This is a genomic window from Bacillus pretiosus, from assembly GCF_051294775.1.
Lineage (GTDB): Bacteria > Bacillota > Bacilli > Bacillales > Bacillaceae_G > Bacillus_A > Bacillus_A wiedmannii.
In genome coordinates this window covers 195,553-216,824 of record NZ_JBPPHF010000002.1, presented here as the reverse complement: position 1 = coordinate 216,824, position 21,272 = coordinate 195,553, and the positions used below count along the sequence as shown (strand labels likewise).

At 38.2% G+C, this 21,272-nt stretch carries 23 protein-coding genes and 1 other annotated feature; of the genes, 7 read left to right on the top strand and 16 right to left on the bottom strand.

The features are described from left to right. Positions 1-73 precede the first annotated feature (73 nt). The 7 genes from ACSG5Z_RS09315 to ACSG5Z_RS09285 all read right to left on the bottom strand — a co-directional run bounded on the left by ACSG5Z_RS09315 (position 74) and on the right by ACSG5Z_RS09285 (position 8,004). A complete protein-coding gene (locus tag ACSG5Z_RS09315; RefSeq protein WP_048544430.1) occupies positions 74-505 on the bottom strand; it encodes a VOC family protein in 432 nt (143 codons plus the stop codon). Positions 506-608: 103 nt separating this feature from the next. Beyond that, complete coding sequence (gene mbcS / locus ACSG5Z_RS09310) at positions 609-2,195, bottom strand: acyl-CoA synthetase MbcS (RefSeq protein ID WP_087985410.1); 1,587 nt, start codon at positions 2,193-2,195, stop codon at positions 609-611. A 176-nt stretch (positions 2,196-2,371) separates the two neighbouring features. Next, on the bottom strand, positions 2,372-2,569 hold the full coding sequence (locus ACSG5Z_RS09305) for an alpha/beta-type small acid-soluble spore protein (RefSeq protein WP_000091640.1): 198 nt from the start codon (positions 2,567-2,569) through the stop codon (positions 2,372-2,374). A gap of 80 nt (positions 2,570-2,649) precedes the next feature. Beyond that, positions 2,650-3,864, bottom strand: a complete 1,215-nt coding sequence (thiI, locus tag ACSG5Z_RS09300; protein ID WP_060486566.1) for a tRNA uracil 4-sulfurtransferase ThiI — start codon at positions 3,862-3,864, stop codon at positions 2,650-2,652. Between the two features lie 6 nt (positions 3,865-3,870). Further along, the gene (locus tag ACSG5Z_RS09295; RefSeq protein WP_064460176.1) at positions 3,871-5,013 is read right to left on the bottom strand and encodes a cysteine desulfurase family protein; all 1,143 of its coding nucleotides are present in this window, start codon (positions 5,011-5,013) and stop codon (positions 3,871-3,873) included. Positions 5,014-5,241: 228 nt separating this feature from the next. Then, the gene (ezrA, locus tag ACSG5Z_RS09290; RefSeq protein ID WP_060486568.1) at positions 5,242-6,954 is read right to left on the bottom strand and encodes a septation ring formation regulator EzrA; all 1,713 of its coding nucleotides are present in this window, start codon (positions 6,952-6,954) and stop codon (positions 5,242-5,244) included. Positions 6,955-7,161: 207 nt separating this feature from the next. Continuing rightward, a complete protein-coding gene (locus ACSG5Z_RS09285; RefSeq protein ID WP_435711341.1) occupies positions 7,162-8,004 on the bottom strand; it encodes a LysR family transcriptional regulator in 843 nt (280 codons plus the stop codon). 124 nt (positions 8,005-8,128) lie between these two features. On the opposite strand from ACSG5Z_RS09285, the gene ACSG5Z_RS09280 reads away from it, so the two are divergent. Further along, complete coding sequence (locus ACSG5Z_RS09280; protein ID WP_435711340.1) at positions 8,129-9,073, top strand: DMT family transporter; 945 nt, start codon at positions 8,129-8,131, stop codon at positions 9,071-9,073. 11 nt (positions 9,074-9,084) lie between these two features. Here ACSG5Z_RS09280 and refZ read toward each other — a convergent pair whose 3' ends face one another. Next, on the bottom strand, positions 9,085-9,723 hold the full coding sequence (gene refZ, locus ACSG5Z_RS09275) for a forespore capture DNA-binding protein RefZ (protein WP_435711339.1): 639 nt from the start codon (positions 9,721-9,723) through the stop codon (positions 9,085-9,087). Between the two features lie 147 nt (positions 9,724-9,870). Between refZ and msrC the strand changes: the two genes are divergently transcribed. Further along, positions 9,871-10,350 (top strand): free L-methionine (R)-S-oxide reductase MsrC, encoded by a 480-nt coding sequence (gene msrC, locus ACSG5Z_RS09270; protein WP_048544449.1) that lies wholly within the window; start codon positions 9,871-9,873, stop codon positions 10,348-10,350. Positions 10,351-10,412: 62 nt separating this feature from the next. On the opposite strand, the gene megL is transcribed toward msrC, so the two are convergent. Further along, complete coding sequence (gene megL / locus ACSG5Z_RS09265; protein ID WP_435711338.1) at positions 10,413-11,591, bottom strand: methionine gamma-lyase; 1,179 nt, start codon at positions 11,589-11,591, stop codon at positions 10,413-10,415. A gap of 400 nt (positions 11,592-11,991) precedes the next feature. On the opposite strand from megL, the gene rpsD reads away from it, so the two are divergent. Next, complete coding sequence (gene rpsD / locus ACSG5Z_RS09260; protein WP_000135322.1) at positions 11,992-12,594, top strand: 30S ribosomal protein S4; 603 nt, start codon at positions 11,992-11,994, stop codon at positions 12,592-12,594. Positions 12,595-12,648: 54 nt separating this feature from the next. Here the strand turns inward: rpsD and ACSG5Z_RS09255 are convergent, their stop codons facing one another. Continuing rightward, positions 12,649-12,777: a hypothetical protein gene (locus ACSG5Z_RS09255; protein ID WP_000050944.1), complete on the bottom strand. Its 129-nt coding sequence runs from the start codon at positions 12,775-12,777 to the stop codon at positions 12,649-12,651. A 150-nt stretch (positions 12,778-12,927) separates the two neighbouring features. On the opposite strand from ACSG5Z_RS09255, the gene ACSG5Z_RS09250 reads away from it, so the two are divergent. Next, positions 12,928-13,230, top strand: a complete 303-nt coding sequence (locus ACSG5Z_RS09250; protein ID WP_137012482.1) for a YjdJ family protein — start codon at positions 12,928-12,930, stop codon at positions 13,228-13,230. A 78-nt stretch (positions 13,231-13,308) separates the two neighbouring features. Here the strand turns inward: ACSG5Z_RS09250 and tyrS are convergent, their stop codons facing one another. The 6 genes from tyrS to acsA form a co-directional block, all read right to left on the bottom strand. Then, positions 13,309-14,565: a tyrosine--tRNA ligase gene (gene tyrS / locus ACSG5Z_RS09245; protein ID WP_046956195.1), complete on the bottom strand. Its 1,257-nt coding sequence runs from the start codon at positions 14,563-14,565 to the stop codon at positions 13,309-13,311. A 70-nt stretch (positions 14,566-14,635) separates the two neighbouring features. Continuing rightward, positions 14,636-14,865, bottom strand: a binding site (T-box leader). A 77-nt stretch (positions 14,866-14,942) separates the two neighbouring features. Next, positions 14,943-15,188 (bottom strand): hypothetical protein, encoded by a 246-nt coding sequence (locus ACSG5Z_RS09240; protein WP_435711337.1) that lies wholly within the window; start codon positions 15,186-15,188, stop codon positions 14,943-14,945. Continuing rightward, the gene (locus tag ACSG5Z_RS09235; RefSeq protein WP_098200032.1) at positions 15,169-15,714 is read right to left on the bottom strand and encodes an RNA polymerase sigma factor; all 546 of its coding nucleotides are present in this window, start codon (positions 15,712-15,714) and stop codon (positions 15,169-15,171) included. The genes ACSG5Z_RS09240 and ACSG5Z_RS09235 overlap by 20 nt, the downstream gene beginning before the upstream one ends. Beyond that, positions 15,695-16,150 carry a hypothetical protein gene (locus tag ACSG5Z_RS09230; RefSeq protein WP_087985420.1) on the bottom strand — a complete coding sequence of 152 codons (456 nt, stop codon included), beginning with the start codon at positions 16,148-16,150 and terminating at the stop codon, positions 15,695-15,697. The genes ACSG5Z_RS09235 and ACSG5Z_RS09230 overlap by 20 nt, the downstream gene beginning before the upstream one ends. Before the next feature lie 66 nt (positions 16,151-16,216). Continuing rightward, positions 16,217-16,774 (bottom strand): maltose acetyltransferase domain-containing protein, encoded by a 558-nt coding sequence (locus tag ACSG5Z_RS09225; RefSeq protein ID WP_426708068.1) that lies wholly within the window; start codon positions 16,772-16,774, stop codon positions 16,217-16,219. Positions 16,775-16,858: 84 nt separating this feature from the next. Beyond that, entirely contained in the window at positions 16,859-18,577 is a 1,719-nt protein-coding gene (gene acsA / locus ACSG5Z_RS09220) for an acetate--CoA ligase (protein WP_046956190.1), read from the bottom strand. A gap of 176 nt (positions 18,578-18,753) precedes the next feature. Between acsA and acuA the strand changes: the two genes are divergently transcribed. Genes acuA through acuC form a run of 3 tightly spaced genes read left to right on the top strand, consistent with a single transcriptional unit; the run spans position 18,754 to position 21,211 of the window. Then, the gene (acuA, locus tag ACSG5Z_RS09215; RefSeq protein WP_000581394.1) at positions 18,754-19,386 is read left to right on the top strand and encodes an acetoin utilization protein acetyltransferase AcuA; all 633 of its coding nucleotides are present in this window, start codon (positions 18,754-18,756) and stop codon (positions 19,384-19,386) included. Between the two features lie 17 nt (positions 19,387-19,403). Beyond that, a complete protein-coding gene (locus tag ACSG5Z_RS09210) occupies positions 19,404-20,048 on the top strand; it encodes an acetoin utilization AcuB family protein (RefSeq protein ID WP_000634566.1) in 645 nt (214 codons plus the stop codon). After that, a complete protein-coding gene (gene acuC / locus ACSG5Z_RS09205) occupies positions 20,045-21,211 on the top strand; it encodes an acetoin utilization protein AcuC (RefSeq protein ID WP_000092828.1) in 1,167 nt (388 codons plus the stop codon). The genes ACSG5Z_RS09210 and acuC overlap by 4 nt, the downstream gene beginning before the upstream one ends. The last annotated feature ends 61 nt before the right edge of the window (positions 21,212-21,272 follow it).

The following is a 21,272-nucleotide window of genomic DNA, read 5'->3' as shown; positions in this document are numbered from 1 at the left end:
TTCCCTTTAGTCTACGAAATTAGAGCGTATAAAAAAAGCACCATTTCGATTAAAAATGGTGCTTTTCTAAAAATTACTTTTGTTCAGTAGGGTTCGTTGTGATTTGCCATTCAATGCTAAATTTATCTTTAAGTTGTCCGTATGCTGGGCTCCAGAACGTTTCTTGAAGTGGCATAATAACTTCTCCACCCTCTTGTAACTTTTCGAATACTTCTTTCGCTTTTTCTGCATTACTAATTTGAATTGCAATTGTTACTTGAGATCCGATTGCATGCCCTTGACCTGGGAATGTATCAGAAATCATAAGGTCCGTATTACCAACTTTTAAAGTAGCATGTAAAACGCGCTCTTTTGCTTCAGCTGGAATCGGGTATTCTGGATTTTCAGGCATGTCACCAAAAGTTTGCATGATTTCTACTTTTGCGTCTAACGCCTCTTTATAAAACTGTACAGCCTCTTGCCCACTACCATCTAAAACTAAGTACGGATTAATACCTAAAATCATATGGACACCTCTTTTTTAAGTTTATAAAAATCGAACTTGTGTTCGTTTTTATATTATCATTGTTTGGCATTTCATTCAACTATTTCCTTCACTGTTTTTAAAATTATTTTGACGGAATCTCCATCTCTTGTTTTCTAAGCTCAATACGGCGAATTTTTCCGGAAATCGTTTTTGGTAGTTCATCTACAAATTCAATTTTGCGAGGGTATTTATATGGTGCAGTGAGTTCTTTGACGTGTTGTTGGAGTACTGGAATTAATGTTTCTTCATTCTTGTCTATATTCTCTCTTAATACGATAAATGCCTTCACGACACTTCCGCGAATTTCATCAGGGCTTGCGACAACCGCACACTCTCTTACGTAAGGGTGTTTTACGAGCGCATCTTCTACTTCAAACGGCCCAATTGTATAACCAGAGCTAATAATAATATCATCACCGCGCCCTTCAAACCAGAAATAGCCGTCTTCATCTTTCTTCGCTTTATCACCGGTAATATAATAATCACCGCGGAATTGCATCGCTGTGCGCTCATCGTCTTTATAATATTGTTTAAAGAGGGCTGGCGTTTCAATGTGAACTGCGATATCACCAACTTCTCCTACCTGTACTGGAATACCTTCTTCATCTACAATATCAACGTGGTTGCCTGGCGTTGGTTTTCCCATTGATCCCGGTCTAATATCCATCCCTTTCATTACACCAACAAGCAATGTATTTTCCGTTTGCCCGTAGCCGTCTCTTACTGTAATATTAAAGTGCTTTTGGAACGTTTCAATGACTTCTCTATTTAATGGCTCACCTGCGGATACAGCGCTATGTAACGCTTCTAAATTGTACTCACTTAAGTCTTCTACTTTTGCCATTAATCTATACTCAGTCGGCGTACAACAAAGCACATTCACCTTATTATCACCTAATAAGTTTAAATACGTTTTTGGTTCAAATTTACCGTTGTATACAAATCCTGTCGCTCCCGATCCGAGAGTTGCTAAAAACGGGCTCCAAATCCACTTTTGCCAACCTGGACTAGCCGTCGCCCATACAACATCATCCTCTTCAATTCCGAGCCAATTTGGAGCGCTCGTGCGCAAATGAGCGTATGCCCACGCATGCGTATGAACAACACCTTTTGGGTTTCCTGTCGTTCCTGACGTGTAAGATAAAAAGACCATATCTTCTTTATCAGTCTTCGCCATTTCTAACATGTCACTTTCTGTTTCTAACGCTGTTTTTAAATTAATCCATCCATCTACTGACTGCTCGCTCAGAACGAATTTTTGAAGAGATTCCATCGCTTCTATATCATCAAACTGCCCAATGTACGGCTCATAACTTACGATTGCTTTTACTTCCCCGTGCCCAATGCGATATTCTATATCCTTTTTGCGCAACATTTCCGAACTCGGAATTACGACAAATCCTGCTTTAATCGCAGCGATATACGTCATGTACGCTTCAATTAAGCGCGGCATCATAATGAGGAGCTTGTCCCCTTTTTGCAGACCACTCTTTATAAAAGCGTTTCCAATTTTATTCGCACCTTTCATAAGCTCAGCGTATGTAACTTCTCGTCTATTCCCTTTATCATCTTGCCAAATTAAAGCAAGCTTATCTTTATCACCTGTATATTTCTCTATTTCAGAAACTAAATTATAAGACGGTGGCGCCAACAATTCCTCTCTCTTCATACAATATCCTCCTCCATTTCTATGCCTCCCTTATATAATAAAGAATTTTCAGTTAATTTTGAACCCTCTTCTTTTGACAAATTTTTTATGTCTATGTCGAAATGAATGTATACCGATGCAAACAACAAAAAGAAAGAGCGGGAAAACCCGCTCTTTCTAAGCCATCTTATATGGGATTATTTTTGGTAACCACCTAATTGTTGCTCAGCTAGTGAAACTAGACGTTTAGTGATTTCACCACCAACAGAACCGTTAGCGCGAGCTGTTGCATCTGCTCCAAGTTGAACACCAAACTCTTGAGCGATTTCGTATTTCATTTGGTCTAATGCTGATTCAGCACCAGGAACCGCTAATTTATTTGTGCTACGTGACATGTTATATCACCTCCTTGTGAGTATAGAGTGTGATAAATAACATGACTTCATACACGTTTTAGATATGGTAATTTATGGTTTTAGAAAAGTTCTTCGAATTTGTCTTCTTCCGCCACTACTTCTACCGTTTGTAATACCATTGTTTCTTTGTTCGCTACAGCTTCATCGATTAATGGTGTGAAATCGTATTTCGCTTCAAAACGATTCGCTTTTTCACGCTTCGGCTTCGTCGATGGGCTTGCTGGTGTGAATACTGTACAGCAATCTTCGTACGGACGAATTGAAATATCATATGTGCCGATTTCTTCAGCGATTTTAATAATTTCTAATTTATCCATCGTAATAAGTGGACGAATAACCGGATAGTTTGTTACCTCGTTGATTGTATGCATACTATCTAACGTTTGGCTTGCTACTTGTCCAAGACTTTCACCAGTCGTAATTGCAAGTGCATTACGCTCCTCTGCGATACGCTCTGTAATACGCATCATCATACGGCGCATAACTGTCATTGAATAGCTAGATGGAATTTCTTTATTAATCGTTTTTTGCACTTCTGTAAATGGAACAAGGTGAAGCGTTACACGTTTACAGTACTTCGTTAACTCTTGTGCTAAATCGATTACTTTTTGTTTTGCACGCTCGCTTGTGAAAGGTGGGCTATGGAAATGAACTGCTTCCACAGACACGCCGCGTTTCATCGTTAAGTACGTTGCTACTGGGCTATCGATACCACCAGAAAGAAGTACCATTACTTTTCCGCCAACACCAACTGGTAAACCACCAGCTCCCATATGCTCACCACACATAATATAGCTGTAACCACTGCGAATTTCTATACGTACATTCACATCTGGATTATGAACATCTACTGTGATATCCTCTGTATTTTCTAAAATGTGTCCACCGATTTCTGGAAGTAACTCCATCGTCTTCATTGGGAAGCGCTTATCAGAACGGTGCACTGTAATTTTAAATGTTTTCACATCATCTTTTACTTGTAAGAAAGCTGCTAATGCACCCTTTTTAATATCTTCTAATTCTGATGGTACTTTCATCGCTAAGTTAAACTTATGAATACCGAATACATCTTTCAATCTTTCAGAAATTGCTTCATGGTCTTCGCCATTTAATTGAATGTACATACGGTCATGCGTTGCATCGATTTTAATATTTGGGAACTTTTTCAGCTTGAACTTTACGTTATCTTTCAATGTGCTTACAAATTTAGAGCGGTTCTTACCTTTAGTCGTCATCTCTCCATAACGAACTAAAATATATTCATATGTCATCATATTCCTTTACCTCATCACTTCATATAATTTTGGCATCGTCTCTTTCACAATACCTTCAAATTGTTTTACTTCTTCCATCGTGTTTTCTGGTGCCAAACTAATACGAATAGCACTTGCAGCAGCGGCATGGGGTACTCCCATTGACACTAACACTCTGCTCACTTCATTTGCTTTTGAAGAACAAGCAGACTTCGTCGATACATATACACCGTGCTCTTCTAAAGCATGAACGACCACTTCTGGTTTTAAACCAACAAATGACACATTTAAAATGTGCGGTGCTGCATATGCAAGCGACGTATTAATCGTTACATCTTCCATCTCTTTCAAGAAACGGACAAGCTCTGTTTGTAAATTTTGCAAATGAGCTATCTTTTCTTTCACTTGTTCCATTGTCATGCGAAGTGCTTTCACCATCGCTACAATGCCAGGTAAGTTTTCTGTACCAGAGCGATACTTAAGCTCTTGTTGACCACCTGATAAAATTGGATCTAATCTTACGCCATCACGTACATAAAGAAGACCCGTTCCTTTTACACTGTGGAATTTATGTCCAGATATTGAGCAAAGATCAATATGAGAAGCATATAAATCAAGCGGTACTTTTCCTATCCCTTGTACATGGTCCACATGGAATCTTATTTTCGGATAGTTCGATAATAACGTTCCAATTTCAGCAACAGGCTGAATTGCTCCAGTCTCGTTGTTCACGTGAATAATTGACACAAGAATCGTATCTTCACGAAGTGCTCGTTTTACATCCTCTACCGATACAACACCATGCTCATTAACCGGTAAATATGTTACATCAAAACCGAGATCTTCTAATTGTTTATATGCTTCAAACACAGACGCGTGTTCAATATTTGTTGTAATAATATGTTTACCGCGCGAACGATTCCTCATCGCTATTCCTTTAATCGCAAGGTTATTCCCTTCCGTTCCACCTGATGTGAAAATAATCTCAGAAGGTTTAACGTGAAGAAGCTGCGCTGCAATCGTTCTTGATTGTGTTAATAGACGCTCTGCCTCTCCTCCAAGCGAATGAATAGAAGAAGGGTTTCCAAAATATTTTCCAGCAACCGTTACGTACGATTGAAGGGCTTCTGGATATGGCTTCGTCGTCGCACTATTATCAAAATAGATCATCGTTCTTCCCCTTTCAGCGCTATCACATCATATAATCATATCACAAATACGTGTAATTACGCTAAGACTACTCAAAGGTTCCATTTTATCCCGATTGTGAAGGCCGATAATTAGCGAGGATGACCCTACTGACTACAGTTTCACTATATTTTAAAACGAATAACCTTACTGTATTCCGCTATTCATTATAGCAACATCGTCCCCAAAATTACACAAAAAAACAAACCCTTATGAAAGGGTTTGTTCATTGTCTACATATTCAGCTATTTTTTGAACAACGCCAGGTTCAAGTTGCTCTAGTACAGAAGCCGCTTGTTCTAAAGCTGCATCGTATTGATATTCACGGAATAATTTCTCCGCATAATTTAAGCTCTCTGCAAGGTTCTCATCATGACTGCGGTAACGATTACCGTATTGAATTAATTTTTCAACTAAATACGCTTGTCCAATTAACTCTTCTGTCATTTCAGCTACACCATTAACAGTTGTGTACGCTTCTTCTAAACTGCTATTTACAGCATTCATATTTAACGGTTTCACTTCTAACTGTTCATATACAGCTTGCATTGCCATTTGTCCTCTTTGTAAATCTTCCATAATGCTTTCTGGAAGACCTGGCAAATTCGACTTTTGCATAAAACGTTTCGTTTCAAAAATGATATTTCGCATTTCTTGTAACTTCTCACGTGCTTCAAATTCTTCTTTACGCATCGTTTGCAGCATTTCTTTATATTCTGCATGAAGTACTTTTAACGTTTCACATTGCTCATAAACCTCTTCTAGTTCCTCACGAATAATAGAGAAGGCTATATCTTGTTCCGCAACGCGTAATCGCAGCATTTCAAAACGTTTCGTTAAAATATGCATTTGCTTTTCAATTACTTTTTGAGACTCAATGTCCTTATCTTGTAGCTGATAACTTTGTTTCACAAGTTGTGTTTCTGCTTTTGTTTCAATCGTTTCAGTACGAATTTCTTCTAAGTCTTCATAAACAGAAAGTGTTTTTTGCTCCACATAATGTCTCGCATGTACTTCTTGTTCCAGTTGATCATAGAAGCCATCTAAACGCGTTTTTAAGTTTTCTACTTTTTCAGCGGCTTCTGTTATATGAAGCTCCTGTATATCCATTAAACATGTGTGTAGTTGTGTCGTCATATCACGAACTTCTTTAGGGACTTCCAAATACTCTAATACATAACCTTGTCTTACCATATCATTATGTCCTTGTAATAAATCTTCCAGCTGAACTGGTAACGTCGCTTGACACTCTACCAATAAATCCGGAATTTGATGAATAATGATTTCTAAGCTTGCCAAACCTTCTTCTAAACTAATAACAATTTCTCTCGCTTTTAAATAGTCACCATTATCTGTTGCCTCTTCAAAGCTTTTAAACTTATTAGATTCAGCATCTAGCATCTCTTCGATTTTCTGCTCTGCTGCTCCATACATATGTCTATGAGCAAGAACACTCTTCTTCATACTACGATATGTATCACGTAACTCTTCAATTTCCGAGCTATTTTTTTCATGGCTTTCTAACAATTGCTGTAATTCATTTAAAATATCTGTAATACGATTATCAGCGTCATCTAAACCACTTATGGATTCATTCATCGCATGCTTTGCTTTTCGGAAGGAGAATTGCGAGGCGAATTTTCGCGCTTGCGCTAAATCTTTGTCTGCTTTCGGAAGGGTTGTTGATACAATCTCATCCCATTCTTCACGCCATTTACCAAACAGTTCTTCTGTTTGACCCGTCATGTTTAAATCTTTCACCCGTTTTAGTTCATCTGCCACAGGTTTATCTTTTATCTCTTGTTTCCACTGCTCCAGTGCTTCAATATCTTTATATGAACGATTTCTTATCACAAGCTCTATCATGAGCAGCACTAGAATAGAGCTTACTACAATGATAACGATCGTCAGGATAGAATCCATGCAAAAAAGCCTCCTAGTTATATCTCTTTTTTTGTCCGTTCCGTTTATGAAATGGAAGGCATTATGTATAAAAAGGGAATCCCCCTATATTTAACAACTAACAATGTACTAATCATACCATGTAATGGCTTGTTTTTGACCTAGTTTTTTTTAAAATTTCATGTTTCTTTCAATGCAATTGTAATCTTTCTCAATCTTCTGTTTGGATTAGCTTCTATCATCAAATGATTGCAATAACGGGTTCTCTTCCATATGGGATACGAAATAAATTTTGCGTGCAAGTGGTGGTTCAATAGAAATCGCATGCACATTCCCTTGCTTTACCGCTTGCTTTACTGACATTTCTGGAAGTAACGTAATACCAAGTCCAGCTCCGACCATCGCAAGCATCGGTTCTGCATAAGAAGTTTCAAATGCAATGATTGGTTTCGCACCTATCCCCTGAAACATATTCGTAATCATTTTCCTTACATCACAGATTTCTGGGTATACGATTAACTTTTCATTTTGCAAATCTTCCATTCGGATCACTGTTTTCTCTTTATAAAGATGATCATTTGAAACTACACAAACAATTTTTTCTACTCGCATTTCTTTTATACACGTAGCGCCTTCTACTACTGAATCGACGAACATCGCTTCAATCTTCCGTTCTTTAAAGAGTCCCATTAGTACTTTCGTATGCTCAATTTTCCATTCTACTTCGAATCCGTCACCTAATACATCTTTACATTTTGATATGTAATGAGCTGCTAAACTTGGCAATATGCCTATAGAAATTTTCCGCTTCTCTTGAAAATTCTTCATTTCGGCTTTCACTTCATATATGTGTTCCAAAATCGGTAACATTCTTGTTATAAATAACTCTCCAGCTTCTGTTAACTCCACTCCTTGTGCGGAACGCTTCAGTAAAGTAACCTCTAAGCCCGCTTCTAACCTTTGAATTTGTTTACTAAGCGCCGGTTGAGAAATATGTAAAAGCTTACTCGCCTTTGATAAACTTCGCGTATTCTTCACTTCAATAAACGATCGTACTGCCTCCAAATCCATCGTACACACCTCTAACATAAAGTTATAACTGTCATAAAAAATCGATATTTCCTTCTATAAACAATTACTCTTTATACTTATTTCATCAACTTACTATAACGAAATGTAAAGGGGAAAGATACTCTTGGACAAAAAACAAATGCTACTCGGATCCCTCCTATGCTTACTTGCCGTAACGGCTTGGGGATTTATGTTTCCTGTCATGGCAAATGCCCTGCAGTTTATTGATCCGTTCTTCTTCACAACTATCCGATACGGATCAGCAGCTATTATTTTTCTTATTTTGCTATTCATTACTGAAGGAAAAACTTCACTCCGCTTAGAGAAAAGAACACTTTCGTTATTCTTTTACGGAACAGTCGGTTTCGCTGGATATGGTTTTCTCATTTTTTACGGCCAACAACTTGCTGGGCCTTCTGGGGCCATTCATGCTGCGATGATTCAGTCTCTTATGCCACTCATCGCTTTATTATTGCAGTCGATAACAAAAAACAAACGCCCACAAAACTACACATTCCTTTGTATGTTCGTTGCATTGCTCGGTGTTATGCTCGTCATTTCAAAAGGAAATATTCACTTATTATTTGGAGCTGCCAGTCACCTCTCAACAAATATACTTATGCTATGCGGCGTTACTTGCTGGGTCATTTACACGAACGGTGGTGCTCGTTTTCAATCTTGGTCACCACTTCGATATACGACGTTAACTTGTTTATTCGGCTCCATTTCACTCATCGTTATTGTCACTTTCTTCACGTACACAAACATCGTTACTATGCCGTCACTTCGTACCATTATGAGCGTTCGTTTTGAACTCTTGTATATGTCGATTGTTGCAGGTGTTATCGCTGTATTTTGCTGGAACACAGGAAATCGCTATATTTCATCTATTAACGGCATATTATTTATGAATTTAGTTCCTGTACTTGCACTTATCGGTTCCATCTTTCGAGGTTATACAGTCGACAAAATTGAAATTGCCGGAGCCTCATTAACAATTATTGCGCTATTATGCAACAATGCATGGCAAAGGAAAGAAAGCACAAAAATCCCCACCTCAGTCCGTTAGGTGGGGATTTTTCACATATGAACAGCTCTTGGCAATTCATAGTACATATTCGTTATACATAATGTTTGCTCCATCCATTGTTCAATTTCTTTCGTGTACATTTCTATGAAAAATGTCTCAGACGGAAAAGAATGCAGCACTTCTGATATATATTGTGGATATAAAAACGGCATATTCATCATGCCTTTTAATTGCGTCATAAACATTGTAAAAGATACCTTTTTAAACTCTTGCTTCATTTGTCCCTGTCTAATCATTTGCTCTATATAATATCTTTCTTTAGAAAAGTAAATGGTCATCACTTCGCGAATTAATGTCGTATCAAGTGAAAGCTCTCGGTAGAAGAAACGTGTCAGTTCCCTATTTTCAAATTGATATCGTAAAATCTCGCGCACCATTTGCATCATCACATCTTTAGCCGACAAATATTCTCTCTGTTCGAACGACATTTCAATCACATGAATATATCCTTCTAAAAAGTCAGTAATAAGCTGTTCTAATAAACCTTGCTTTCCAGCAAAATAATATGAAATATTCGCTACATTCACATCCGCTCGCTTTGCAATTTCTCGCACCGACGTTCCATCATAACCTTTCGTGTTAAACAACGATATTGCCGCATCAATTACTTTTTGTTTCGTCTGTTTCATGCGCTCACTTCCTCTCACTGAACAGCTATAGTTTAAATTTCTTGACTTTTAAGACAAATTCCTTTAATTTTCTATCGACAAAGTCATGTGAAATACATCGTATTTTGCTAATATTTTACACATCTCGATAAAAAGGGAGTTGTTTCCATGTTTACAAAAGAAAGTTATGCAGGTTCTCGTGAAGAGCAATACGAGACAGTAATTAAACAACTGGATGCATTATTAACTGGCGAACCGAACGTAGTCGCAAACTTATCAAATGCGTCCGCATTATTAAATCAATTTTTAGATCGTGTGAATTGGGTTGGCTTTTATGTAACAGACGGAAATCAGCTTGTTCTTGGACCTTTCCAAGGAATGCCTGCTTGCGTGCGCATTCCATTTGGACGAGGCGTTTGCGGCGTTGCAGCTGAAACAAAAACAACGCAGCTTGTAGCAGACGTTCACCAATTTCCAGGACATATCGCTTGCGACAGTGCTTCGAATTCAGAAATCGTTGTACCGATCGTGAAAGAAGGAACTATCATCGGTGTACTTGATATTGATAGCCCTGAAAAAAATCGTTTTGATGAAGTAGATCAGCGCTATTTAGAAAAGTTTGTGGAAACACTCCTAAAACATATTTAAAAAAGAAAAGAGTGAGTTATCGATTGCGTACATCACGTACGAAACCGATAGCTCACTCTTTTTTATTGATTACTAATAGTAGATTTTTTCTTTAGTGCATGTTCTAAATCAGAAACGATATCTTCCCATGATTCTAAACCGACAGATAAACGTATTAAATTATCGTAAATACCCATTTCTTGTCTTAGCTCAGCTGGAATCGCAGCGTGTGTCATCGTTGCTGGGTGCTGAATTAACGTTTCTGTATCCCCTAAACTTACGGCAATTGTAATAAAGTGAAGGTCATTGATAAACGCTTGCGTCTCTTCTTTTCCGCCTTTAATTGAAAAAGAAATCACACCACCGCCCCGTTTCATTTGGCGAGATGCTAACTCTCCTTCTGGATACCAAACACCTTCTACCGCATCATGATTTTTCAGGAACGATACAATTTTTTCTGCATTATCACAATGACGGTCCATCCTTACCGCTAACGTCTTTAATCCACGTAACAATAACCACGCATCAAACGGCGCCATAATGCCGCCGATATCTTTTCGCATTGGGCGAATTTTTTCAGCTAATGCTTTCGTTTTACAAATCGTTACACCCGCGACAACATCGCCATGACCACCAATATATTTTGTCGCACTATGAACAACCACATCACAACCAAGCTCAAGCGGTCTTTGTAAATACGGTGAACAAAACGTATTATCAACAACGACAAGTAAGCCATTTCGCTTCGCAACCCGAATAACTTGTTTTAAATCGATTAATTTCATCGTTGGATTAATCGGTGTTTCAACGAAAATAACCTTTGTATTTGGACGGATTTTATTTTCGACATCATCCTCTGTCTCCATATCACAAAACGAATGCGTAATCATGAATTTCTCTTCTAACACTTCTAAAAAACCGTACGTGCACCCGTATAATCCATTTGAACAAATAATATGATCTCCAGCTTTTAAAAAGCCAATTAACGTTGCTGAAATAGCTGCCATTCCTGATCCGAAAGCAAGTGCTTCTTCTCCTCCTTCTAACACCGCCATACGTTCTTCAAATAATCTTACAGTTGGATTTCCAAGTCTTGAGTAAATATAAGACGGATCCACTCCCGCAAAACTCGCCTCTCCTTGCTGCGCAGTCTCAAATGTAAATGTAGACGTTTGAAATAACGGTGGTGTTAAACTTCCTTTATGTTCCTCAGATGTATACCCGTGATGAATTAACGCTGTCTCCATATGCTTCTTTTTCATAAAAACATCCCCTTTTATGTTTTTATTCCCGCATATTCATCAACAAAAAATTAATGAACATTTTTTACTACATTTTATGTAAGCGTTTCATTTGTGTTTCTATCACTTCTTTTATATCGTTTTAAATTCCTTCTTGTTCATTTCCAAAATTTATATGCATAAAACAAAAACGTACTTGCTTGACGAAACTCTGGGTAAAAGATATAATAGCGTTTGTGTAAAATAAAAAGGCAGCCTTGTAATGTGAGTTTATCGTTTGTATTTTGTTCCTCTACGGAGGTGTATCTCGTAACTCCCTGCTGCTGGAGCGAAGGTACATGAAAACAAAATGCCCGTAAATATCGATTACGTCTGTTTTTATTTTACGTAAATAAAAACATTTTTAAAGGAGGAGTCAACTATGGCTCGTTATACAGGTCCAGCTTGGAAACTGTCTCGTCGTCTTGGAATCTCTCTAAGCGGCACAGGAAAAGAATTAGAAAAACGCCCTTACGCACCAGGTCCTCACGGTCCTAACCAACGTAAGAAACTTTCAGAATACGGTTTACAATTACAAGAGAAACAAAAACTTCGTCACATGTACGGCATGACTGAGCGTCAATTCCGTCGCACATTTGACCAAGCAGGTAAAATGCCTGGTAAGCACGGCGAAAACTTCATGATCCTTCTTGAAGCTCGTCTTGACAACCTAGTTTACCGTATGGGCTTAGCTCGCACTCGTCGTGCAGCTCGCCAATTAGTAAACCACGGCCACATCACAGTTGATGGATCTCGCGTAGATATCCCATCTTACCGTGTAAAACCTGGTCAAACAATCAGCGTTCGCGAAAAATCTAACAGCCTTGTTGTTGTTAAAGAAGCGATCGAAGTTAACAACTTCGTACCAGAATACTTAACTTTCGATGCTGATAAATTAGAAGCTACTTACACTCGTCACGCTGAGCGTTCTGAGTTAGCAGCTGAAATCAACGAAGCATTAATCGTAGAGTTCTACTCTCGTTAATGACAAAAAGCCAATCCTCTGGATTGGCTTTTTTCGTTTATATATAAAATAAAATTATTTATTTTCCTCTTTCTGAACATATACATAAGCATCTTTCTGCTCTTTATGTACATCCACCTTCGAATTCTCTGCAAGCTGACCCGCGTTTAGCAAAGAAAAAATAATGAGCGCTTCTAGTGACATTTTGTTTTACCACTCCTTTCTAGTTGTTATACATTTATCATACCGCTTACATGTGATTTCCGTATGAACTCGAAAAGGAGATTACAACAAAAAGGTTACAGAAATATGAATGCACGCTATAATAACCATAAAATAGGAGGTTGGTTCATTTTGACAATAAACCAAATGGTTCAATTGGGTAGTGCATGCATGTTCTTTATTACTTCCGCGTTTATTAATTGGTATCAGGGGAGTAATTTAATAGATGATCCTGATGAATGGAAATATAGCGCTAAGTTTACAAATTACTTTAAAGGCACCGTTTCAAGTTACGAAGATATTTATCAAATCGATTTCTTTATATATGCAGCAAAATTTTATCCAACAGCATTTATTGTTATGCTCAGTAGCTTACTTTATATGCTCATATTAATTCTTCATATTCTATTTACAAGAACTCGTAAGGTAATCTAAATTCATACATAAAAACCCCGAATCATAAACTTTTCAGCCTACAATCCGGGGTACTATTTGTTTTATATTCGTTTCTGATTAGTAACGAATTAAGAAATATTTCTTTTTACCGCGGCGAATGATTGTGAATTTACCTTCGATGCGGTCGTTTTCTGTTACAACGTAGTCTAATGCTTGTGTACGCTCACCGTTTACGTAGATTGCGCCGTTCGTTACATCTTCACGTGCTTGACGTTTTGATGGAGAGATTTTGCTTTCTACAAGTAAATCGATTAATACTGTATCTTCTGCAGTACGTTCTACAGATGGTACGTCTTTGAATCCTTGTTCGATTTCGCTTGCAGTCAGTTCTGCTACAGAACCGCTGAATAATGCAGCTGAAATTTTAATCGCTTGCTCTAATGCTTCTTCGCCGTGAACAAGTTTTGTCATTTCAGCACCTAATGCTTTTTGTGCTGCACGTTTTTCTGGTGCTTCAGCTACTTGCTTCTCAAGCTCAAGAATTTCTTCATGAGATAAGAATGTGAAGTATTTTAAGTATTTAACAACGTCACGGTCATCTGTGTTAATCCAGAATTGGTAGAACTCGTAAGGAGTTGTTTTCTCTGGGTCTAACCAAATTGCGCCGCCTTCTGTTTTACCAAACTTCGTACCGTCAGATTTTGTAACAAGTGGAATTGTTAAACCGAACGCTTTCGCATCTTCTTCTGATTTACGGATTAATTCAAGACCAGCTGTAATGTTACCCCATTGGTCACTACCACCGATTTGCAAGCGGCAATTATGGTTTTGGTATAAGTTTAAGAAGTCGTATGATTGTAAAATCATATAACTAAACTCAGTGAATGAAATACCAGTATCTAAACGAGATGCTACTGTATCTTTTGCTAACATATAGTTTAAACCGAAGTTTTTACCGATATCGCGTAAGAATGAAATTACATCTAAGTTACCAAGCCAGTCATAGTTGTTAGCCATTGTTGCTGGGTTGTCCACGTTTTCAAACTCTAAGAAGTTTGAAAGTTGGTTTTTAATGCTTTCTGTGTAGTAAGCAACTGTATCTTTCGTATTTAATGTACGTTCTGCTTTTTTACCACTTGGGTCACCGATCATACCAGTACCACCGCCAACAAGTGCGATTGGTTGGTGACCAGCTAATTGGAAGCGACGTAACATTAATACTGGTAACATATGACCGATGTGTAAGCTATCCGCTGTCGGATCGAAACCACAGTATAATTTAACGCTTTCTTTTTCTAATAATTGCTCAAGTCCCTCAGCGTCTGTTTGCTGATTAATTAGACCGCGAAATTCAAGATCTTGTAAAATACCCATATCCTACATACTCTCCTTTAAGTTCATTACTGGCGTGAAGGTTGAAAACATAAAAAAATCGCCCCTTCAAATAAGGGACGATTTTGATTATCGCGTTACCACCCTAGTTGCAGGCAAAAAAAAGCCTACCACCTTATTTACATAACGGCTTAGCACCGTCTTTTCCCTTTTGAATACAACTCAATCGAAAAAAGATGCTCTAGGGGCGTAATTCGCGATCATCTATGTGCTGATTTTCACCGGCCATCAGCTCTCTAAAACAGGGAAATGATCACTACTTCTCCCTTTCCACGCTCAATTATTCATATACTTTTCTTTATACCATCATTTATATAGGCGTGTCAAATAGAGGTCGGGTTTCTCTCCTCGCCAATCCTTTACAACGTCACAAAGAGTATCGTAACAAGGGAAAGAATTGGAACCCCAGCTAATAACGACACATGAAATACAACCGATAAATCATTCCCAATGGTCGCCTCCACAGGATCTTTCGCTGGAGAACCAAGAAATCCGATTAATCGATCGAAGCGACTTACCGTTTTTGGAAAATCTGGTATTTCTACATGATCACTATCTAAATGCTGCTTTAATTTACATTCACTCTTAAAGGGATTTTCGCTCAATTTCATCCACCTCCAGCAATTGTTTCAATTTCTTTATCCCGTTATGGAGTCTCGATTTCACTGTTCCAATCGGAATGTTTAATATCTCCGCAATCTCTTTTTGCTGCATATCATGATAATAAGAAAGAATAAGGACAGCTCGCTGTTCTTCAGGAACTTTCAAAATCGCTTCTCTTACTGTGAGCCGATCTTCGTGAGAAAATTCCTTTTCCTGAATCGGCACTAAAAAGGGCAAAAGCGTACGCCACTTTTTTCTTCTATTTAATTTATTAATCATGAGACGATAACCAATTTGAAATAAATACGTTTTTATTTTGCCTTTTTCAAGTTCATACATATGTTTCTTACGCTCTAACGTCAAAAACGTATCTTGCACAAGATCGATACTTAACTGTTCATCTCGGTTAAATCGATACAAAAATGTGTATAGCGCTGGTTTGATTAAAACATATAGTCTTTCCCCAGCCTGCTTATCTCCACTTTGATACGCAAGCATGAGCTCCTCCTCAATCCCAATCTGCGCCATGATTTTTGATCTCCTTTATTCCTTTTAACGTTAATGAAATACGGGAAATTAAATATGCACTTGCAACAATAATCCATACTTGTGATTGATTTGTAAAAAATTGAACATACGGGTTTTGTATTGTATGACCGGTTGAAACTAAAATATTTAATGCTTGCACACATATGCATGCATACACTGCAAGACAAGCCGAAATCGTATCAAATACATTCCAGCGAAAATACACTTTTGTTTTTGTAAAATCAATTTTATATCCATTTTTCCGTACTATATGTTTTCTATCAAACGGAATAATGATGGAAAACATAATAATCATCATGACCCCAGCGGTAATCATTGATACTTTAAATCCGATTGGCATTGGTAATAGCAACCCACAAGAAAATACGACTATAATTCCAATTAAAGCAAAAGCAAGAAGTAATTTATTAGACATAAAAAAGCCTCCCTCATCTATTCTTTCATAAATGTATACAGACGAGGAAGGCACTTCGTTCAAATATTATTTTATTTTTTTAATAATCTTCGCAGGATTTCCGCCAACTACTACATTGTCCGGCACATCTTTCGTTACAACGGCGCCAGATGCAATCACCGCATTATCGCCAATTGTTACACCAGGATTAATAATCGCTCTTCCGCCAATCCATACGTTATCACCAATTGTAACTGGTTTTCCGTATTCTGATCCGCTTATGCGCTCTACTGGATCAAGCGGGTGTGTTGCTGTATAAATGTGAACTCCTGGAGCTAACATACAGTTCACTCCGATTGTCACCGGGCATACGTCTAAAATGGTACAGTCAAAGTTCGCGTAAAAATTTTCGCCAACGTGAATGTTATAGCCATAATCACATCTAAAAGAAGATTCAAGATGAATGTTATCTCCAGTCGTTCCGAATAGTTCTTTTACGATTTCGCTACGCTCTTTTAATTGTACTTCTGGCATTTCATTTAATTTTCTCGTTAATATACGAGCTTGCTCCCTCTCTTGAACTAAAACTGGATCAGCTGGTATGTACATTTCTCCTAGTATCATCTTTTCTTTTTCTGTTTTCATTTTATTACCCCTTTAACTTATATATATAAGTTTATAATAACATAAAAAAAGGTCTGAACGTTATTTCGTTCAGACCTTCCTCTCTTAATCTTCCATCGTTGATAAGTCACCTGTTGGTAAGTTTAATTCCCACGCTTTTAATACGCGGCGCATAATTTTACCACTTCTCGTTTTCGGTAATTTATCTCTAAATTCAATTTGTCTTGGCGCTGCATGAGCTGCTAGGCCTTTCTTTACAAATTGACGAATCTCTTCTTTTAATTCATCAGATGGTTCATATCCTGCTCGAAGCGCGATAAATGCTTTAATGATTTCCCCGCGCACTGGATCAGGAATACCAATTACACCAGCCTCTGCAACAGCAGCATGCTCGATTAATTTGCTTTCTACTTCAAACGGACCAACTCGCTCACCTGACGTCATAATTACATCATCAATACGCCCTTGGAACCAGAAGTATCCATCTTCATCCATATAAGCAGAGTCACCTGATACGTACCAATCTCCCGGCATAAAGTAAGATTCATACTTTTGCTGGTTATTCCAGATTCCACGCATCATCGCTGGCCAACCTTTACCAATTGCTAAGTTACCCATTGTGTATGGAGGAACTTCATTTCCTTCATTATCAACAATCGCTGCTTTCACACCTGGAATTGGTTTACCCATTGAACCTGGACGGATTTCCATACAAGGGTAGTTACAAATAACTTGTCCACCTGTTTCTGTCATCCACCACGTATCATGAATACGAAGTCCAAATGCGTTCATACCCCAGCGAATTACTTCTGGATTTAACGGTTCACCAACGCTTAATACGTGACGAACTTGTGATAAATCATATTTTTTAATTGCGTCTTGTCCAGCTCCCATTAACATACGGAATGCTGTTGGTGCACTGTACCAAACTGTTACACCGTAATCTTGCAGTGCTTCATACCACGCTTCTGGGCTAAAGCGTCCACCTAAAATAACATTGGATGCTCCAACTAACCACGGTGCGAAAATACCGTAAGCCGTTCCAGTTACCCAGCCTGGGTCAGCTGTACACCAATATACATCATCTTCTTTTAAATCTAATACCCATTTCGCCGTTTGATAGTGCTGAACCATTGCGTTCTGCGCATGAAGAACACCTTTTGGTTTACCAGTAGAACCAGATGTGTAATGTAGAATCAAACCGTCTTCACGGCCTAACCATTCGATATGTAATTCTTTTGAAGCTTGTTCAAATAAAGGATTGAACGCTACCGTTTTACCGCCTTCTTCTACATTATCTCCAACAAGGAAGACTGTTTTTAAAGCAGGTAAATCATTTAATGGTACGCGCTCTAACAATTCAGGAGTTGTAATTAACACCTTCGCTTCGCTATCTTCTAAACGATCGCGAACTGCGCCTTCCATAAATGCTTCAAATAGCGGACCAACGATTGCTCCTAATTTCACTGCACCTAAAAGTGCAAAATATAATTCTGGAGAACGCGGCATAAAAATAAAAACGCGATCGCCTTTTTCTACATCGCCATAATTTTTCAGGACGTTTCCTGCTTTATTAGAAAAATCCTTCATTTCCTTAAATGTATATTTCTCTTTTCGCGATCCATCTTGATAATAAAGGGCTACTTTATTTTTACGATCGGATTTCGCATGCTTATCAATTGCCTCATACGCCATATTTACTCGGCCTGTTTCATTCCAAGTAAAGTTTTTATTAACCTCTTCCCAGTTAAAATTCGCGTATGCCTCATCATAATTCGGCAAATTATTTTCTCCTTTAATGACAGGAAGCGTTTCTACTTTCATACTTTACATCCCCCTCCTATGTATTCTATTATCTATTATAATGATATTATTTAAAATTTTCAGTATATTTGTTGATTTTTAGACAAATTTTTAATGACAAATTTCGATTCACATCGCATATATTATAAAGTACGATATTAATAGATTCACAAACCCTCAAGGTGGTGAGTAATACATTGATTCATAAAAAAATATATAATGCTAGAAACTTAAAAACAGCGAAAGGCACTTTAATTATTGAAGGTCCTGTCTCTACACATAACTTAGAAATGTATGAATTTCATCCCGATTTAGTTGCGTTTCGTCCTGCCGAGCAGCAATATAAAGCAATTGTCGAAATTTCTAAATTACCAGAAGCTCGTCTCATTATTGCAAGACATGACCAAACGATTGTTGGATATGTTACATACTTATATCCTGATCCGCTCGAACGATGGTCAGAAGGAAAGATTGAAAACTTAATTGAACTCGGGGCAATTGAAGTTGTCCCCGCCTTCCGCGGTTGCGCTGTCGGAAAGAACTTATTAGAAGTTTCAATGATGGACGATCATATGGAAGATTACATTATATTGACGACTGAATATTATTGGCACTGGGATTTAAAACAAACAGGCTTAAATGTTTGGGAGTACCGAAAAGTAATGGAAAAGATGATGAATGCTGGTGGCTTACAATGGATGGCTACAGATGATCCTGAAATTTGTTCACATCCTGCTAACTGTTTAATGGTCCGCATCGGAAAACGCGTTGATACGGATTCTATTCAAGCATTTGATCGTCTACGTTTTCACAATCGTTTTATGTATTAATAAAGGGGGCAACTGGAATGATTGTAGAAGAAATTATGAATCAAGATGTGGTGACACTACATCCAAACGATACAATCGAAACAGCAATCCGAACGATACGCACGAAAGGCATTCGGCACATTCCAATTGTCGATCAAAATAATCATGTCGTAGGCATTATTTCTGATCGGGATGTAAGAGATGCAAGTCCGTCTATTTTAGATGAACAAGTTTCACTCGATATGCTGAAGCAACCACTTGAACTTATTATGAAACATCCTGTAATGACTTGCCATCCTCTCGATTTCGTTGAAGAAATTGCTACTTTATTTTTTGAAAATAAAATTGGCTGTCTCCCTGTTACAAAGGCTGGCAAGCTAGTTGGAATCATTTCTGAATCTACTGTACTGCACACGTTAGTGAAATTAACAGGAGCACATCAACCAAGTTCACAAATTGAAATTCAAGTAAAAAACGAACCTGGTATTCTTGGAAAAGTCGTTGCTATTTTTAGTGATTTGCAAATCAATATCGTGAGCGTTCTCGTCTATCCAGCAAAAGATGAGAATGATAAAGTACTCGTTTTCCGCATTCAAACGATGAATCCGCTAAAAGTGATTGATGCACTTGAAGCAGAAGGCTACCGCGTATTATGGCCGAACATTATGGGGATGCAAGCATGAGTAGCGCGTTTATTTATTCGGATGACTTTCGGGGCTATTCGTTTAGCCCTGATCATCCTTTTAACCAACTACGCGTCACACTTACGTATGATTTATTACAAAAGGGCGGTTTTATCTCTCCCTCCCAAATCATCTCACCACGGATGGCTACAGATGAAGAGATCGCCTACGTTCATACAGAGGAGTACATAAATGCGGTAAAACGTGCTGGAGAAGGTAAGTTAGAAAAATCAATTGCGATGACATATGGACTCGGAACAGAAGATACACCGATGTTTCCAAATATGCACGAAGCAAGCGCATTACTCGTTGGCGGTACGTTAACTGCTGTCGATGCTGTTCTTTCCGGAAAAGTAAAACACGCGCTTAATTTAGGCGGCGGCTTACATCACGGCTTCCGTGGTAAGGCATCTGGCTTTTGTATTTATAACGATAGTTCCATCGCAATGAAATATATACAGAAAAAATACGGTTTACGTGTTTTATATATTGATACAGATGCTCATCACGGTGATGGTGTACAGTGGTCTTTTTACGACGATCCTAACGTATGCACCATTTCACTACATGAAACTGGGCGTTATTTATTCCCTGGAACTGGTGCTGTAAATGAACGCGGACAAGGTAATGGCTATAGTTATTCTTTTAACGTTCCACTCGATGCCTTTACAGAAGACGAATCGTTTTTAAATTCATATCGCACTGTCGTAAAAGAAGTTGCCGCATACTTTAAACCGGATATTATTTTAACGCAAAACGGCGCTGACGCACATTATTACGACCCACTTACACATCTTTGCGCAACGATGAATATTTACCGTGAAATACCGAAGCTCGCTCGCGAAATCGCTAATGAATATTGCGAAGGTCGCTGGATCGCTGTCGGCGGCGGTGGCTATGACCACTGGCGCGTTGTCCCAAGAGCTTGGGCACTCATTTGGCTCGAAATGAACAACATCCAAAACATCTCAGGTTATCTCCCTCCAGAATGGATTGACGCTTGGAAAGGACAAGCTGAAACAGAACTTCCCCTCACGTGGGAAGATCCAGACAACATGTATAAACCGATCCCCCGTAAACCTGAAATTGAAGAAAAGAACGCATTAACTGTAACGAAATCCCTTGAAATAATTCGGAATAATATGACAAAATCTTTGTACTAAACGAAAAGGAGGCTCGTTTTTGAATAGCCTCCTTTTATTTATAGCTTGCTATTATTGTCGG